Below are 13,947 nucleotides of genomic sequence, written 5' to 3'. Positions count from 1 at the left end.
GCATAGATGCTGACCTCGTCGCCCACGGACACCGGCTGGTGAAACACCATGGAGTCCACCGCCACGGTGGCGCAGCGGCCCCGCGCCAGATTGAAGGCGGGCGAGGACCCGGCCAGGTCCATCTGGGCCAGCAGCCAGCCGCCGAAGATGTCGCCCTCGGGATTGGCGTCGGCGGGCATGGCGATCATGCGGCCCACGGGCTGGTCGTCGGGCGGGCAGGGGGACAGGGCGTCGGTCATGGGCGCCGATTAGCCGCCGATGCGGCGCAAGTCTATTGCGCCTTGTCGCCGTCCGGCGCGCTGTCGATCAGTTCAGGACGGCTCAGGGTGCGCGTGGATTGCTCCACCGGCGCCAGTTCGGGCAGATCCTTGCCCTCGTGATCCACCTGCAGGTCCTCGAACCGGCGGGCCTGCACCATCACCTGGCTCTCCAGCGAGCCCACGAACTGGTTGTAGCGCTTCACCGCCCGGTCCAGATCGGCCCCCAGCGAGGACGCGTATCCGCCCATGGTGGCCAGGCGCTTGTAGAGCTCCTTGCCCAGCCGGGCCACGTGTTCGGCGTTGGCGCTCTGCTCCTCGGCGCGCCAGCCGTAGGCCACGGCCTTGCACAGGGCGAACAGGGTGGTGGGGGTGACGATGACCACCCGGCAATCCATGGCCTGGGTCATGATGTCCGGCGCATGATCCAGCGCAGAGGACAGGAAGGCGTCGCCGGGCACGAACAGGGCCACGAAATCGGGGCTGGGCTTGAACTGGTCCTGATAGGCCTTGGACGCCAGCTGGCGCACATGGGTCTTCAGGCTGGCGGCGATGCGCAGCGAGCGGGCCTGGGCGCGGCTGTCCTCGTCGCCCTCCTCGTCGGCGTCGAAGGCCAGCGGCACCTTGGCGTCGATCACGAACATGCCGCCGCCGGGCAGGCGCACGATGAAGTCCGGCCGCGACTGGCGGCCCTCGTCGTCGGCCTGGGACGTCTGCTCCTGAAAATCGAAGCGCCCCGCCATGCCGGCGGCCTCCAGAACGTTGCGGCAGGTCTGCTCGCCCCAGCGGCCGCGCCGCCCGGTGTTGCCGCGCAGGGCCTCGGTCAGCTTGCGGGTCTCGTCCCGGGTGGCGGTGTGGGCGGTCATCAGCAGGGCCAGTTGCTCCTTGAGCCCGCCGGTCTCCTCGGACCGCACCTTCTCCAGCGCCTGCACGTGCTCCTGAAACCTGGCCAGGGTCTCGCTGACCGGCTTCAGCTGGGCCTCCATGCGCTCGCGGGCCACCCGGTCCTGGGCCTGAAAGGTCTCGGTGGCGCGGGCCACCATCTGGTTGGCCACGGACTGGGCTGACTCCGCCGCCTGGGCCCGCAGATAGTCGGCCATGGAGGCGCGGGCGTCCTCGATCACCTCGATCTTGTGGTGGGCCGCATCGGCGGCGGATTTCGCCCTCTGCCAGCCCATGAAGGCCCAGACGAAGGCGGCCGAGGCCGCCACGAAAAGCCCGGCGAAAACGAGGATCAGGGTGTTCATGCTCCGTTCCTAGCCGGAGTCGCCCAAGGTGGCAAAAGGCGTGTGGCGGGAGATTGATCGGCTGAGGCCGCGAGGGCTTCGCGAACCCGCGACGGCGCTTGCGATCAGCAAGCCAGTGTGTGCTCACGTCCCATTGCGGGCCTTGGCCTACGCACGGCTCCAGTCGAAGCAGCCGACGGGCAATCCCGAACCGCTGACCAGCATCGCCCCATGTCGATACAGGGACCACCTGCGAGAGGGCTCGACGCTGAGAACCACGACCGACATCTGGGGATCTGACCAGACCAGTCGGGCGCCCGTAGCCGCCATGGCCCTGATGGCGCCCTCTGGTCCTGCCCCGGGCTTGAACACCACAGTCGTGAACTCGGGCTGATCGGGCGGCGGCTGCAGTGCCCAGACGCCTGCACCGGCGCTGATCGTGCCGAGGAGAAGCACCGTCAGAGCTGCCGGAATCCCGCGCCGCGTTCCCGGCCCGCGCTTCGCCAGCCATGTCCCGACGAGGACCGGAATCACGCCGAAGGCGAAAAACCAGATGAGGTCCCACATCAGTGGATTGGGACTGTCGAGCTTGATCCGGTGAATGCCGAGCACCCAGTGAGAGAGCACACTATCGACGACGTGCCAGATGCCAAATCCGATCAGAATGGCTCCGAGGGTCTGAAGGCCCGAATGCTCCGGCAACGCGCCGCGTGCCCGCCAAAGCCCCAGGAGACCCACCGCCCCGACCACATACATCAGCGCATGAAAGTAGCCGTCCCAGAGAACCTGAAAGCGCAGGCTCGAGACCTCCGGCACGAGGCTGAGCAGATGGTGCCACTGGAGGATCTGGTGAAGCAGAATCCCGTCGAAGAACCCGCCCAGGGCAAAGCCCAGGACGATCGCCCAGAATATCCACCGGCTCAGCGTCATCGGAACAGCCTCCGGCGGACTAACGGGAAGGCATCGGCCGGGTTCCCGCGCCGCTACCCACCCGTCCCGGCGGTTCGGGACGTCCGCTGTTCGGCAGGCCGCCCCGCGTCACTGTGAGTCCGCCCTACTCCTTCAGCCGCCAGGTAGCCCCCATTGGCCCGTCCATGACCACCACCTTCAGTTCGGTCAGGCGGTCGCGGATGCGGTCGGCCTCGGGCCAGTTCTTCTCGGCGCGGGCCTGCAGACGCTGCTCCAGCAGGGCCTCCACCTCGGCCTTCAGGGCGTCGTCGGCCCCGCCCTCGAACCAGGCGTCGGGATCGGCCTGCAGCACGCCCAGAAGGGCCCCGCCGGCCAGCAAACGCCCCTTGGCGGCGGCCACGGCGCCCTCGTCGCCCGCGGTCATGGCCCGCTCGATCTCGCTGGACAGGGCGAACAGGGCGGCGGCGGCGCCGGGGGTGTTCAGGTCATCCTCGATGGCGGTCAGGAAGTCCTCCGACGGTTCATCGTCCGCCGCCGGAATGGCCGAGGCCCGGCGCAGGGCCTGATACAGCCGGTCCAGATTTTTGCGCGACTGGTCCAGCAGCGCCTGATTCCAGTCCAGCGGCTGGCGGTAGTGGGCGCTCAGCAGGGCCCAGCGCACCACCTCGCCCGGCACATGCTGCACCAGATCGTGCAGCAGCAGCACATTGCCGATGGACTTGGACATCTTCTCCGCGTCCACGGTCAGGAAGCCGTTGTGCATCCAGTAGCGGGCGTATTCCTCATGGGCGTCCGCGCCATGGGCGTGGCCGTGGGCGCAGACCCCCTGGGCGATCTCGTTCTCGTGGTGCGGGAACACCAGGTCGATGCCGCCCCCGTGGATGTCGATGGGCAGGCCCAGATTGGCCTCGATCATGGCCGAGCACTCGATGTGCCAGCCGGGACGCCCCGCGCCCCAGGGCGATTCCCAGGACGGCTCGCCCGCCTTGGACGGCTTCCATAGCACGAAGTCGTGGGGATTGCGCTTGTAGGGCGCCACCTCGACCCGCGCCCCGGCCACCATCTCGTCCAGATCCCGGCCGGACAGGCGGCCATAGTTCTCGTAGGCCGACACGTCGAACAGCACATGGCCCTCGGCCGCATAGGCGCAGCCCTTGTCCATGATGGCGCCGATCTGGGCGATGATGGCGTCCATGTGGGCGGTGACGTGGGGCGCCAGGGTCGGCGCCAGCACGTTCAGGGCCGCCATGTCCTCCAGATAGGCGGCCTCGTAGCGGGCCGTGACCTCGCCGATGGGGGCGCCTTCCTTCGTGGCCTTCGCATTGATCTTGTCGTCCACGTCGGTGACGTTGCGCGCATAGATCACCGCCCCTTCGCCGTACTGGCGGCGCAGCAGGCGGAAAAGCACGTCGAACACCACCGGCGGGCGCGCATTGCCGATATGGGCGAAATCATAGACCGTCGGCCCGCACACATAGAGCGTCACCCGGTTCGGATCGCGGGGCTCGAAGGGCCGCTTCTTGCGGGCCAGGGTGTCGTGCAGGTGGAGCGTCATGGGGTCGCGTGGTATCCGTTTTCTTGCGGGACGCACCGGTCGTCCCATATAGGCGTGACGCGGTGCAATAAACCGTCGGCGTCACGATTGGGAGCGTCTTGGGCTCCCGCCCTTTAGAAAGCGTGTCATGGACCTCCAAGCCAAGCCCGTCCTGGTCAGCAACGACGGCGACATCAAGCGCCCCAGCCGCGAGCAGGCCATGGAGGCCGTGCGCACCCTGATCGCCTGGGCCGGCGACAATCCCGGGCGCGAGGGCCTGATCGACACGCCGAAACGTGTGGTGGACGCTTATGGCGACTGGTTCCAGGGCTATGACGCCGACGCCGCGAAGGAGCTGAGCCGCACCTTCGAGGACGTGCAGGGCTATGACGACATGGTCCTGCTACGCGACATCGAGGTGGAGAGCCACTGCGAGCACCACATGGCCCCGTTCCTGGGCAAGGCCTATGTGGCCTATGTGCCGGCCGAAAAGGTGGTGGGCATCTCCAAGCTGGCGCGGGTGGTGGAGATCTTCTCCAAACGCCTGCAGACCCAGGAAACCCTGACCCAGCTGATCGCCCAGGCCATCGAGGACAACCTCCTGCCCGCCGGGACAGCGGTGCTGATCGACGCCGAGCACCAGTGCATGACCACCCGCGGCGTGCACCACCGCCACGTCTCCACCATCACCACCCGCTTCACCGGCGTGTTCAAGACCGACCCGGCCCTGCAGGACCGTTTCCTGAAACTGGCCCGCGGCTGATGCCCTTCCTTCTCCCATTGGGAGAAGGGGGAACTCGCGCACGAAGGCGCGTCAGCGGCTTCGTTCTGGCGCGGGGGATGAGGGTCGAACGGGCCAAACATCAAACTTACGCCCACCCCTTCTGACCGCCCGTATACTCTGTCCTCCCTCACCAGACGGCGGAGGCGCGATTTCGGACAATTCGCACTATTCAGACCCTGTTTTTTCCGGCCTCGAGTCCGGATTTCGGACTATTCGCACTATTCGCACCCTGTTTTTTCGGGTCCAGAGTCCGAAACCGGGGCCTCAGTAGCCCCCCGCCCGGGCCACCCGGTCGGCGTGGAAGCCGTGGTCGCCCATGAGCTCGTTCAGGACGCGGACCCGCTTCATGTACAGGCCCACGTCGTACTCGTCGGTCATGCCGACGCCGCCGTGCATCTGCACCGCTTCCTGAACGCACAGCTCGGCCACGCGCCCGGCCTTGGCCTTGGCCACCGAGACCGCAAAGGCGGCGTCATCGTCGCCCGCGTCCAGCTTCTGAAGGGCGGCCAGGGTCACGGCGCGCACGATCTCCAGCTCGGTGAAGACGTGGGCGGCGCGGTGCTGAAGGGCCTGGAACTCGCCGATCAGCTTGCCGAACTGCTTGCGGGTCTTCAGGTACTCGGCGGTGAGGCGGAACGCCTGATCCCCGGCTCCCAGCAGGGATGAGGCGGCGCAGGCCCGGCCCAGGTTCAGGACGCGCTCGAGGATCTCGCCGCCCCCGTCCACCGGCCCCAGCACGGCGTCGGCGGTGACCTCCACATCGGTCAGGGTCACCCGGGCGGCGTTGTGGGCGTCCACCATGGCGGTGCGCTCGATCTCCAGCCCCGCCGCCTTCGGGTCGATCAGGAACAGGGTCAGGCCGTCCATGCCCTCGCCTGAGGTGCGCGCCGCCACGATCAGGGCGTCGGCCACATGGCCGTCCAGAACGAAGCCCTTGTTTCCATTGAGCTTGAAACCGTTCCCCGACCGCTCGGCGGTGGTCCGGATGCGGTGCGGGGCGTGCTTGCCGGCCTCGTCCACGGCCAGAGAAACCATGGCCTCGCCCGCCGCGATCTTCGGCAGCCAGGCCGCCTGCTGCTCCCCCGACCCGGCCTTCAGGGCCGCAGCCGAGAGCACGCCCGACGACAGGAAGGGCGAGGGCGTCAGGGTGCGCCCCAGCGCCTCGGCCACCACGCCCGCCTCCACCGCGCCAAGACCCGAGCCGCCCTGGTCCTCGGGGATCAGCACCCCGGAGAAGCCCATCTCCCCGAAGGATCGCCACAGGTCCCGCGAGACCCCGTCGGGGTCACGGCTGTCGCGCAGCTTGCGCAGGTGGGCGATGGGCGCGTGCTCGTTCAGAAAGCCGTCGGCGGCCTCGGCCAGCATCTGCTGTTCGTCGGAAAGGATCAGGGGCATGGTTCAGGCTCCCGGCAGTTGCAGCAGATGCTTGGCGATGATGTTGAGCTGGATCTCGGAGGTCCCGCCCTCGATGGAGTTGGCCTTGGTGCGCAGCCAGTCGCGGGCCGCGGCGCCGTCGCGGGACCGCTCGCCTTCCCACTCCAGCGCATCGGCCCCGCCCGCCGCCATCAGCAGCTCGTGGCGGCGCTTGTTCAGCTCCGAGCCGTAATACTTGAGCACCGACGACAGGGCCGGATGGGCCCGGCCCGCCTTGGCCAGATCCCCGGTCCGCTCCAGCGCCAGCCGAAAGGCGGCGCCGTCCACGTCCAGTTCGGCGATGCGGGCGCGCAGCATGGGGTCGTCCAGCCGCCCGGCCTCGTCCAGACCCACGGCCTTCGCCGCCGTCCGGCCCAGGGCCGCCCCGCCCATGACCTCGCCCATGGCCCCGATCATGGTCCGCTCGTGGGCCAGCAGATATTTGGCCACGTCCCAGCCCCGGTTCAGCTCGCCTACCAGATTGGCCTTCTCCACCCGCACGTCGTCGAAGAAGGTCTCGCAGAAGGGCGACTTGCCGGAGATCAGGGTGATGGGCCGGGTCGAAACACCCGGCGTGGTCATGTCGAACAGCACGAAGGAGATGCCCTTGTGCTTGGGCGCCTCCGGGTCGGTGCGCACCAGGCAGAAGATCCAGTCCGCCTTGTCGGCGTAGGACGTCCACACCTTCTGGCCGTTGACGATCCAGTGGTCGCCGCGGTCCTCGGCCCGGGTCTGGATTCCGGCCAGATCCGACCCGGCGCCCGGCTCCGAATAGCCCTGGCACCAGCGGATCTCCCCGCGCACGATCTCGGGCAGGAAGCGTTTCTTCTGCTCCTCCGTGCCGAACGCCAGCAGGGCCGGGCCCAGCATCCAGACGCCGAAGCTGTTCAGGGCCGGCTGGGCCCTGATGCGGCGCAGTTCCGAGGCCAGCACCTTGGCCTGCTCCCTGGAAAGCCCGCCGCCGCCGTATTCCCGGGGCCATTCCGGCGCGGTCCAGCCCCGCTCGCCCATGGTCCGCATCCAGCGCTCGTGGGCCGGGGTGGCGAACACGGCGTTGCGTCCGCCCCAGATCATGTCGGCCTCGGACGGCATGGGTTCGCGCACCTCGGCCGGGCAATTGGCCTCCAGCCAGGCGCGGGTCTCGGCGCGGAATGTCTCCAGACCGGATGCGGCTTCGCTCATGGGGTCCTCCGTGACCGCTCGACCGGCGGCCTTCACCCGAAGCCTAGCCGGTCCGTGGTCAAAAGCTACCCTCTGCGATGATCGGCAAGAAACGCGGTGTGATCCATCTGCGCTTGACGCAACCGTTCAATCCGGCGACCTGATCCGGCCACAGAACAAGGAAACCGGTCCCATGCGTCACGATCGTCTGAGCGTCCTGCAACAGCTCGAGCGCCAGGGCGTAGTGCCGGTGTTCTATCATCCGGACGTGGAGACCTGCATCGCGGTCATCGACGCCTGCGCGAAGGGCGGCGCCCCGGCGGTGGAGTTCACCAACCGCGGAGACTTCGCGGCCCATGTGTTCCTCGAGGTCAGCCGCCACTTCGCCAAGGCCAACCCCGACGTGATCATGGGCGTGGGCTCCATCGTCGACGCCCCCACCGCCGGGCTCTACATCGCCGGCGGCGCGCGATTCGTGGTCGGCCCCATGCTGAATCCCGAGGTGGCCCGCCTGTGCAACCGCCGCATGATCGCCTATTCGCCCGGCTGCGGCTCGGCCACCGAGATCTCCGATGCCCAGGAGCTGGGCTGCGACATCGTCAAGGTGTTCCCCGGCTCGTCCGTGGGCGGCCCGGACTTCGTCAAGGCGGTGCGGGGGCCCATGCCCTGGACCAAGATCATGCCCACCGGCGGCGTGGACCCCGACCCGGCCTCCATCGAGAAGTGGTTCGGCGCCGGCATCGTGGCGGCGGGCATGGGCTCCAAACTGATCACCGACGCGGCCGTGAAGTCCGGCGACTGGGCCGGCATCGAGGCGAAGGTGCGCGAGACCGTCACCGCCATCGCCGACTTCCGGGCGAAGAAGGGCTGAGCGGGGGCGGTGACAGGTGGGGCCAGAGCCTCCATATTGCGGCCAGCCCCACCCGCGCCGGACACGCCATGACCGCCCAGCCGCTCCAAGCCGACCGTCAGCCGCTGCTGATCACCCGTTGCTGCCCCCTGTGCGGGCGCGACAACGAAGACCAGCCGACCTTGGACATCGCGCCTGACGAGTGGCGCATGAAGACCTGTCCGGACTGCGACATGACCTATCTGGAGGTCGCGCCGGACATTTCCGAGCTGTTCGAGACCTTCGCCTGGGAGAAGCAGCACCATATCGAGAACGCCCGCCGTCACGCGGGCATGGGTCCGGTCGCGCTCAAGACCCGCAGCGCCTGGCGCAAATTCCGGCCCCTGCCGCGCAAGAACGTGGCGGCCCTGCTGGACCACTATGCGGAGCCGGGCGCGGTGGTGGACGTGGGCTGCGGCGGCGGCAAGCAGCTGGCCGAGCTGGGCCCGCAGTTCTCGCCCGTCGGCATCGAGATCTCGCCCGCCATCTGCCGCGAGGCCGAGGAACGGCTGGCGGACCGCGATGTGCGCATCGTCAACGCCGACGCCCTCAACGGCCTGAAGCAGCTCGAGGCGCAGTCGCTGACCGGCGTGGTCATGCGCTCGTTCCTGGAACACGACGTCACCCCCGTGCCGGTGCTGGAACAGACCTTCCGGGTGCTGAAGCCCGGCGGCGTCGCCATCCTCAAGGTGCCCAATTTCGCCAGCTGGAACGCCCGGGTGCGCGGCGCTAAATGGTGCGGCCTGCGCTTCCCTGACCACGTCAACTACTTCACGCCGGAGACCCTGTCCCGGGCCGTGGAGCAGGCCGGCCTGACCATCCGCGCCTTCGGCCCCACCTACCGCCTGCCTACCAGCGACAACATGTGGATGGTGGCGGTCCGTCAGGCCTGATCGCATCCTTGGCGGGTTTGAACCGTTCAAGCGCCCCGCCTAGAAGAGACCATCACGACGCCCTCAAGGGCGCGCCGTTCAGGAAATCCCGCATGATCCGCCCCTCCGCCCTGGCCATCGCGGCCGCCCTGGCCCTCTCCGGCGGTCTGTCCGCCTGCGCCAACATGCCCATGACCGAGGTCGCCGGCCCGCAGATTCCCGCACAGGTGCAATATGTGGCCGACGCCCATTCCCACGCCCGGCCCGAGATCGCGCGCGTCCACCACGTGGATCTGAACCTGACGGCGGACTTCGACCGGCGCATGCTGGCGGGCACGGCCAGTCTGGACATCACGGCCGAACCGGGCGCGGACGAGATCATCCTGGACATCCGGGACCTGGACATCCACGGCGTGCGCTCGGACGACGGTCCGCTGGACTACACCATCGGCGACGAAAGCCCCTTCATGGGCAGGCCGCTGGTCATCGCCATTCCCTTCACCGAGGGGCGCATCCACATCGACTATTCCACCCGGCCCGAGGCGGCGGCCCTGCAGTGGCTGACGCCCGAGCAGACTGCGGGCGGTCAGTTGCCCTATCTGTTCAGCCAGGGCCAGGCGATCCTGACCCGCACCTGGATCCCGACCCAGGACAGCCCCGGCATCCGTCAGACCTATTCCGCGCGCATCACCGTGCCGGCGGGCATGAAGGCGGTGATGAGCGCCGAAATGCTGACTCCCGAAGGCGAGATGACGCCGGACGGCCGCCGCGCTTTCCGCTTCCGTCTCGATAATCCCGTGCCGCCCTATCTGATCGCCATCGGTGTTGGCGATATCGCCTTCCAGCCGCTGGGCGCGCGCACCGGAGTCTATACCGAGCCGTCCATGCTGGCGCGCTCCGCCGCCGAGTTTCCCGAGGTCGAGGCCATGGTCGAGGCGGCCGAAGCGCTCTACGGCCCCTACATCTGGGGCCGCTATGACCTGCTGGTGCTGCCGCCCAGCTTCCCGTTCGGCGGCATGGAGAACCCCCGCCTGACCTTCGCCACCCCGACCATCATCGCGGGCGATCGCTCGCTGGTGTCGCTGGTGGCCCACGAACTGGCCCACAGCTGGTCCGGCAATCTGGTCACCAACGCCACCTGGGACGATTTCTGGCTCAACGAGGGCTTCACCGTCTATTTCGAGAACCGGATCATGGAGGCCATCTATGGCCCCGAACGGGCTGAAATGCTGCGCGCCCTGGAATGGACCTCGCTGCAGGCCGAGATGGCCGAATTGCCGCCCGAGGACCAGAGCCTGCACCTGAACCTGGCCGGGCGCGATCCGGACGAGGGCATGACCGCCATCGCCTATGACAAGGGCGCCTTCTTCCTGCGCACCATCGAGCGGACTGTGGGTCGTGACCGGTTCGACCGCTGGCTGCGCGGCTATTTCGACCGCAACGCCTACCGCCCCATGACTACGGCCATGTTCCTGGCCGACATCCGCGAGCATCTGATCGGGGGCGACGCGGCGCTGGAGGCCGCGTTGCAGATGGACGCCTGGATCTATGGCCCCGGCCTGCCGTCCAATGCTGTCCAGCCCGCCTCGAACGCCTTCGCCGCGGTTGAGGCCCAGGTTCAGGCGTTCGTGACCGGCACGCCGGCGGCGCGGCTGAACCCTGGCGACTGGGTGACGCAGGAGTGGCAGCACTTCCTCGGCTCCCTGCCCGAGACCATGACCGACGCCCAATTGGCGGACCTGGACAACACCTTCGGCCTGTCCCGGGCGGGGAACAGCGAGATTTTGTTCGGCTGGCTGATGATCGCGGTGCGCCATCAGTACGACCCGGCCGTCCCGGCGCTGGAGCAGTTCCTCACCGGCATGGGCCGCCGCAAGTTCACCCAGCCCCTGTATGTGGCCTTGATGGCTCAAGGCGACTGGGGCCGGCCTCTGGCCCGGCGCATCTATGAAGAGGCCCGCCCCGGCTATCACCCCATCACCACTGGCTCGGCCGATCCGGTGGTTCGCGGCCAGTAAGCTAGAGGTTCACCACCTCGAACCCGTCCTCGCGCGCCAGCCGCTCGGCCAGAACCGAGCGGTGGCAGCCCGCGTGGTCAGCCTCGAAGCAGAGCAGGGCGGCGGGCCGCGCGCGCGCCAGATCGCGCAGCTGCTCGAACGCCAGCTGACTTTCGGGCTCGGCCATGTGCTCGGCGAAGATGGTGCGCATCTCGTCGATCCGCCCCTTGCGGGCGGCGTCGCGGCCCGACTTGGGCGTGCCCAGGGCGCGCAGGTGGACATAGTCGATGCCCGCCCCCTTGAGGCTCTCGCCCAGCACGGTCTTGGAGAACCCGGCCCGGCGCGAGGCGGCCACGGCCCGCACATCGATCAGACGCTGGACCCCGGCCGCCTTCAGCCGCGCGATCACGGCGCTCTGGGGCTCGCCCTCATATCCGATGGTGAACAGTTGCATGCCGTCAATATGGAGGGTCCGGCGCTTGACGCCAGCGGCGCCGAAGGCTCCCCTGCGCCGAAAGGGAGGCTCTTCATGAAACCCATCATCCTCGCCGGCGCGCTGGCGCTGATGGCGCAGGCCGCCGCCGCCCAGGACATGATGATCCACGGCGGGCCGATCCACACCGGGGTGGAGAACGCACCTGCCGCCGAGGCGGTTATCGTGCAGGGCGGCCGCATCGCCTGGGTTGGCCGCCGCGCCGACGCGCCCCAGACCCCCGCGGACATGACAGTGATCGACCTGAAGGGCGCCAGCCTCTATCCGGGCTTCACCGACGGTCACGGCCATCTGGCGGGCATCGGGGCGCGCGAATTGACCCTGAACCTGGAGGGCGCCGCCTCCATCGCCGAGGCCATGGCGCGTCTGGCGGCCTGGGCCGAAGCCAATCCGGAGGGCTCCATCACCGGCCGCGGCTGGATCGAGACCCACTGGCCCGAGGGCCGGATGCTCGAACGGACTGATCTGGACGCCGCCGCCCCGGGCCGCATGGTGCTTCTGGGCCGGTCCGATGGTCACGCCCTGGTCGCCTCCACCGCAGCGCTCGAGGCCGCCGGGATCACGGCCGCCACCGAGGCGTCCTTCGGCGGGGACATCCTGACCGACGAGACCGGGACGCCCAACGGCCTGCTCATCGACGCCGCCATGGCGCTGGTGGCCGACCTGCGCCCCGCCGACAGCGAGGCGTTCCGTCGCCAGACCTACGAGGCCGGTTTCGAGGTCTACGCACGCTATGGCTGGACGGGCATCCATTCCATGAGCGTGCCCATCGCGGACGTCCCCTTGATGGAGGCCATGGCCGAGGCGGGCGAGGCCACCTTGCGGGTCTACAACTCGATCACGCCGGAGGGCGCCGAGGCCCTGTTCGTCTCGGGTCCGCGCGCCGTCGCCGACGGACGGATCATAACCCGCGCCATCAAGCTCTACGCCGACGGGGCTCTGGGGTCTCGCGGGGCGGCCCTGTTCCAGCCCTATGCGGACGCGGCGCACACGTCCGGCCTGATGCAGATGACCGATGAGGACGCCCTGCCGCTTTACCGCGCCGCGCTCCGGAACGGCGTCCAGATCACCACCCACGCCATCGGCGACCGGGGCAACGCCCGGGTGCTGGACTGGTACGCTCAGGTGTTGGGCGAGGCGGAGGCCGGGGCCGATCCGCGCTGGCGCATCGAGCATGCCCAGGTGCTGCGTCCCGCCGACTTCGCTCGCTTCCACGATATCCCCGTCATCGCCTCCATGCAGCCCAGCCACGCTATCGGCGACCTGCACTTCGCGCCGGACCGGCTGGGCGACGCCCGGCTGGACGGCGCCTACGCCTGGCGTTCGCTGATGGACGCCGGCGTGACGGTGGTGGGCGGCACCGACGCGCCGGTGGAGCGGGGCGATCCGCTGATCGAGTTCTATGCCGCCGTGGCCCGCCGCGACCTGAACGGCTTCCAGGGCCCAAACTGGCGGCCCGACGAGGCCGTGGACCGCGCCGACGCCCTGCGCATGTTCACCCTCGGCCCGGCCTATGCCTCGTTCCGCGAGGACGAACTGGGGACCATCGAGGTGGGCAAACGCGCCGATTTCACCGTCTTCGACATCAATCTCATGACCGTCCCGGCCGAGGACATCCCCGGGGGCCGGGCCCTGATGACCGTGCTGGACGGCGAAATCGCCTGGCGCGCCGACGGCTGGTGAGGATTCGGCCCTTTCACCCACCCTGCGCGCTCGCCATATAGGGCGCATGGCGATGCGTGGTGAGCGCTCGGGCCGTCGACGCGCCGACCCTGAGGTCCGCGCGCAGCTGGCCGGGGTCGAGATGAGGACAGAGGGACCGGGGACGCTGGGCGCGCTCATGGACCTGGCGCGGCTGGTGGGCCGCTCGCGGGCGCCGCTTCTGAGAACCCGTCTGACCGGGGCCATCCTGCTGACCCTGACAGGCAAGGTGCTGGGCGTGCTGGCGCCGCTGGCGCTCGGCGCGGCGGTCAACCGTCTGGCGGCCGATCAGGGCGCGGCCGTCGGCGTGGCGGCGGGCTTCGTGGCCTTCGCGGTGGGCTGGGCGGTGATCCGGTTCCTGTCTTCCGCCGCGCCGCAGCTGTCGGACATGGTGTTCGCGCCGGTTCGTCAGGCAGCCCAGCGGACCACCGCGGCCGAGACCTTCGCCCACGCCCTGAACCTGTCGCTGGATTTCCACCAGACCAAGCGGTCGGGGACCCTGTCGCGTACGGTGGAGCGGGGCTCGCGCGCGGTGGACTTCCTGCTGCGCATCCTGGCCTTCAACCTGATCCCCACGGGGCTGGAGCTGATCCTCGCGGCGGGGGTTCTGGCGGGCGCCTATGACTGGCGTTTCGGCGCCGTGGCCGTGGCGGTGGTGGTGATCTATGCGGTCATCACCTTCGCCATCTCCAACTGGCGTCTCGAGCATCG

General features: G+C 69.0%; 13 protein-coding genes. 6 read left to right on the top strand and 7 right to left on the bottom strand.

The genetic code is table 11. From position 1 onward, the window contains the following. The 4 genes from C0461_RS10200 to cysS form a co-directional block, all read right to left on the bottom strand. Nucleotides 1–239 (bottom strand): hotdog domain-containing protein (locus tag C0461_RS10200; protein ID WP_292106457.1); only part of this gene is annotated, 239 nt, incomplete at its 3' end. A gap of 32 nt (nt 240–271) precedes the next feature. Further along, nucleotides 272–1,504 carry a DNA recombination protein RmuC gene (locus C0461_RS10195; RefSeq protein WP_292106455.1) on the bottom strand — a complete coding sequence of 411 codons (1,233 nt, stop codon included), beginning with the start codon at nt 1,502–1,504 and terminating at the stop codon, nt 272–274. A 147-nt stretch (nt 1,505–1,651) separates the two neighbouring features. Continuing rightward, complete coding sequence (locus C0461_RS10190) at nt 1,652–2,413, bottom strand: DUF2243 domain-containing protein (protein WP_292106453.1); 762 nt, start codon at nt 2,411–2,413, stop codon at nt 1,652–1,654. Nucleotides 2,414–2,537: 124 nt separating this feature from the next. Further along, nucleotides 2,538–3,947 (bottom strand): cysteine--tRNA ligase, encoded by a 1,410-nt coding sequence (cysS, locus tag C0461_RS10185; RefSeq protein ID WP_292106451.1) that lies wholly within the window; start codon nt 3,945–3,947, stop codon nt 2,538–2,540. A 127-nt stretch (nt 3,948–4,074) separates the two neighbouring features. Here cysS and folE point away from each other — a divergent pair, with 127 nt between their 5' ends. Next, the gene (folE, locus tag C0461_RS10180; RefSeq protein ID WP_292106449.1) at nt 4,075–4,689 is read left to right on the top strand and encodes a GTP cyclohydrolase I FolE; all 615 of its coding nucleotides are present in this window, start codon (nt 4,075–4,077) and stop codon (nt 4,687–4,689) included. 285 nt (nt 4,690–4,974) lie between these two features. On the opposite strand, the gene C0461_RS10175 is transcribed toward folE, so the two are convergent. Then, on the bottom strand, nt 4,975–6,105 hold the full coding sequence (locus tag C0461_RS10175) for an acyl-CoA dehydrogenase (RefSeq protein WP_292106447.1): 1,131 nt from the start codon (nt 6,103–6,105) through the stop codon (nt 4,975–4,977). A 3-nt stretch (nt 6,106–6,108) separates the two neighbouring features. Beyond that, nucleotides 6,109–7,305 carry an acyl-CoA dehydrogenase family protein gene (locus tag C0461_RS10170; RefSeq protein ID WP_292106446.1) on the bottom strand — a complete coding sequence of 399 codons (1,197 nt, stop codon included), beginning with the start codon at nt 7,303–7,305 and terminating at the stop codon, nt 6,109–6,111. A gap of 172 nt (nt 7,306–7,477) precedes the next feature. On the opposite strand from C0461_RS10170, the gene C0461_RS10165 reads away from it, so the two are divergent. The 3 genes from C0461_RS10165 (at nt 7,478) to C0461_RS10155 (ending at nt 11,063) form a co-directional block, all read left to right on the top strand. Further along, entirely contained in the window at nt 7,478–8,155 is a 678-nt protein-coding gene (locus C0461_RS10165) for a bifunctional 4-hydroxy-2-oxoglutarate aldolase/2-dehydro-3-deoxy-phosphogluconate aldolase (protein ID WP_292106445.1), read from the top strand. Nucleotides 8,156–8,223: 68 nt separating this feature from the next. Then, nucleotides 8,224–9,066, top strand: a complete 843-nt coding sequence (locus tag C0461_RS10160) for a class I SAM-dependent methyltransferase (protein WP_292106444.1) — start codon at nt 8,224–8,226, stop codon at nt 9,064–9,066. 92 nt (nt 9,067–9,158) lie between these two features. Continuing rightward, a complete protein-coding gene (locus tag C0461_RS10155) occupies nt 9,159–11,063 on the top strand; it encodes a M1 family metallopeptidase (RefSeq protein ID WP_292106442.1) in 1,905 nt (634 codons plus the stop codon). Between the two features lies 1 nt (nt 11,064). Here the strand turns inward: C0461_RS10155 and C0461_RS10150 are convergent, their stop codons facing one another. Beyond that, nucleotides 11,065–11,496 (bottom strand): DUF488 domain-containing protein, encoded by a 432-nt coding sequence (locus tag C0461_RS10150; protein WP_292106440.1) that lies wholly within the window; start codon nt 11,494–11,496, stop codon nt 11,065–11,067. A 75-nt stretch (nt 11,497–11,571) separates the two neighbouring features. Between C0461_RS10150 and C0461_RS10145 the strand changes: the two genes are divergently transcribed. Together C0461_RS10145 and C0461_RS10140 are read left to right on the top strand one after the other, a co-directional pair. Further along, a complete protein-coding gene (locus C0461_RS10145; RefSeq protein WP_292106438.1) occupies nt 11,572–13,218 on the top strand; it encodes an amidohydrolase in 1,647 nt (548 codons plus the stop codon). A 52-nt stretch (nt 13,219–13,270) separates the two neighbouring features. Then, a partial coding sequence (locus C0461_RS10140; protein WP_292106461.1) for an ABC transporter transmembrane domain-containing protein occupies nt 13,271–13,947 on the top strand: 677 nt, incomplete at its 3' end.

Origin of the sequence: Brevundimonas sp. (assembly GCF_013823285.1) — a bacterium.
GTDB lineage: Bacteria > Pseudomonadota > Alphaproteobacteria > Caulobacterales > Caulobacteraceae > Brevundimonas.
The sequence above is the reverse complement of the archived record's forward strand: the minus strand, read 5'-3'. Positions and strand labels throughout refer to the sequence as shown.

Bases quoted from the DNA above. Each gene is read 5' to 3' on its own strand.
- folE (WP_292106449.1), top strand. From the start codon at position 4,075: ATGGACCTCCAAGCCAAGCCCGTCCTGGTCAGCAACGACGGCGACATC.
- C0461_RS10165 (WP_292106445.1), top strand. From the start codon at position 7,478: ATGCGTCACGATCGTCTGAGCGTCCTGCAACAGCTCGAGCGCCAGGGC.
- cysS (WP_292106451.1), bottom strand. From the start codon at position 3,947: ATGACGCTCCACCTGCACGACACCCTGGCCCGCAAGAAGCGGCCCTTC.
- C0461_RS10190 (WP_292106453.1), bottom strand. From the start codon at position 2,413: ATGACGCTGAGCCGGTGGATATTCTGGGCGATCGTCCTGGGCTTTGCC.
- C0461_RS10145 (WP_292106438.1), top strand. From the start codon at position 11,572: ATGAAACCCATCATCCTCGCCGGCGCGCTGGCGCTGATGGCGCAGGCC.
- C0461_RS10155 (WP_292106442.1), top strand. From the start codon at position 9,159: ATGATCCGCCCCTCCGCCCTGGCCATCGCGGCCGCCCTGGCCCTCTCC.
- C0461_RS10170 (WP_292106446.1), bottom strand. From the start codon at position 7,305: ATGAGCGAAGCCGCATCCGGTCTGGAGACATTCCGCGCCGAGACCCGC.
- C0461_RS10195 (WP_292106455.1), bottom strand. From the start codon at position 1,504: ATGAACACCCTGATCCTCGTTTTCGCCGGGCTTTTCGTGGCGGCCTCG.
- C0461_RS10160 (WP_292106444.1), top strand. From the start codon at position 8,224: ATGACCGCCCAGCCGCTCCAAGCCGACCGTCAGCCGCTGCTGATCACC.
- C0461_RS10175 (WP_292106447.1), bottom strand. From the start codon at position 6,105: ATGCCCCTGATCCTTTCCGACGAACAGCAGATGCTGGCCGAGGCCGCC.
- C0461_RS10150 (WP_292106440.1), bottom strand. From the start codon at position 11,496: ATGCAACTGTTCACCATCGGATATGAGGGCGAGCCCCAGAGCGCCGTG.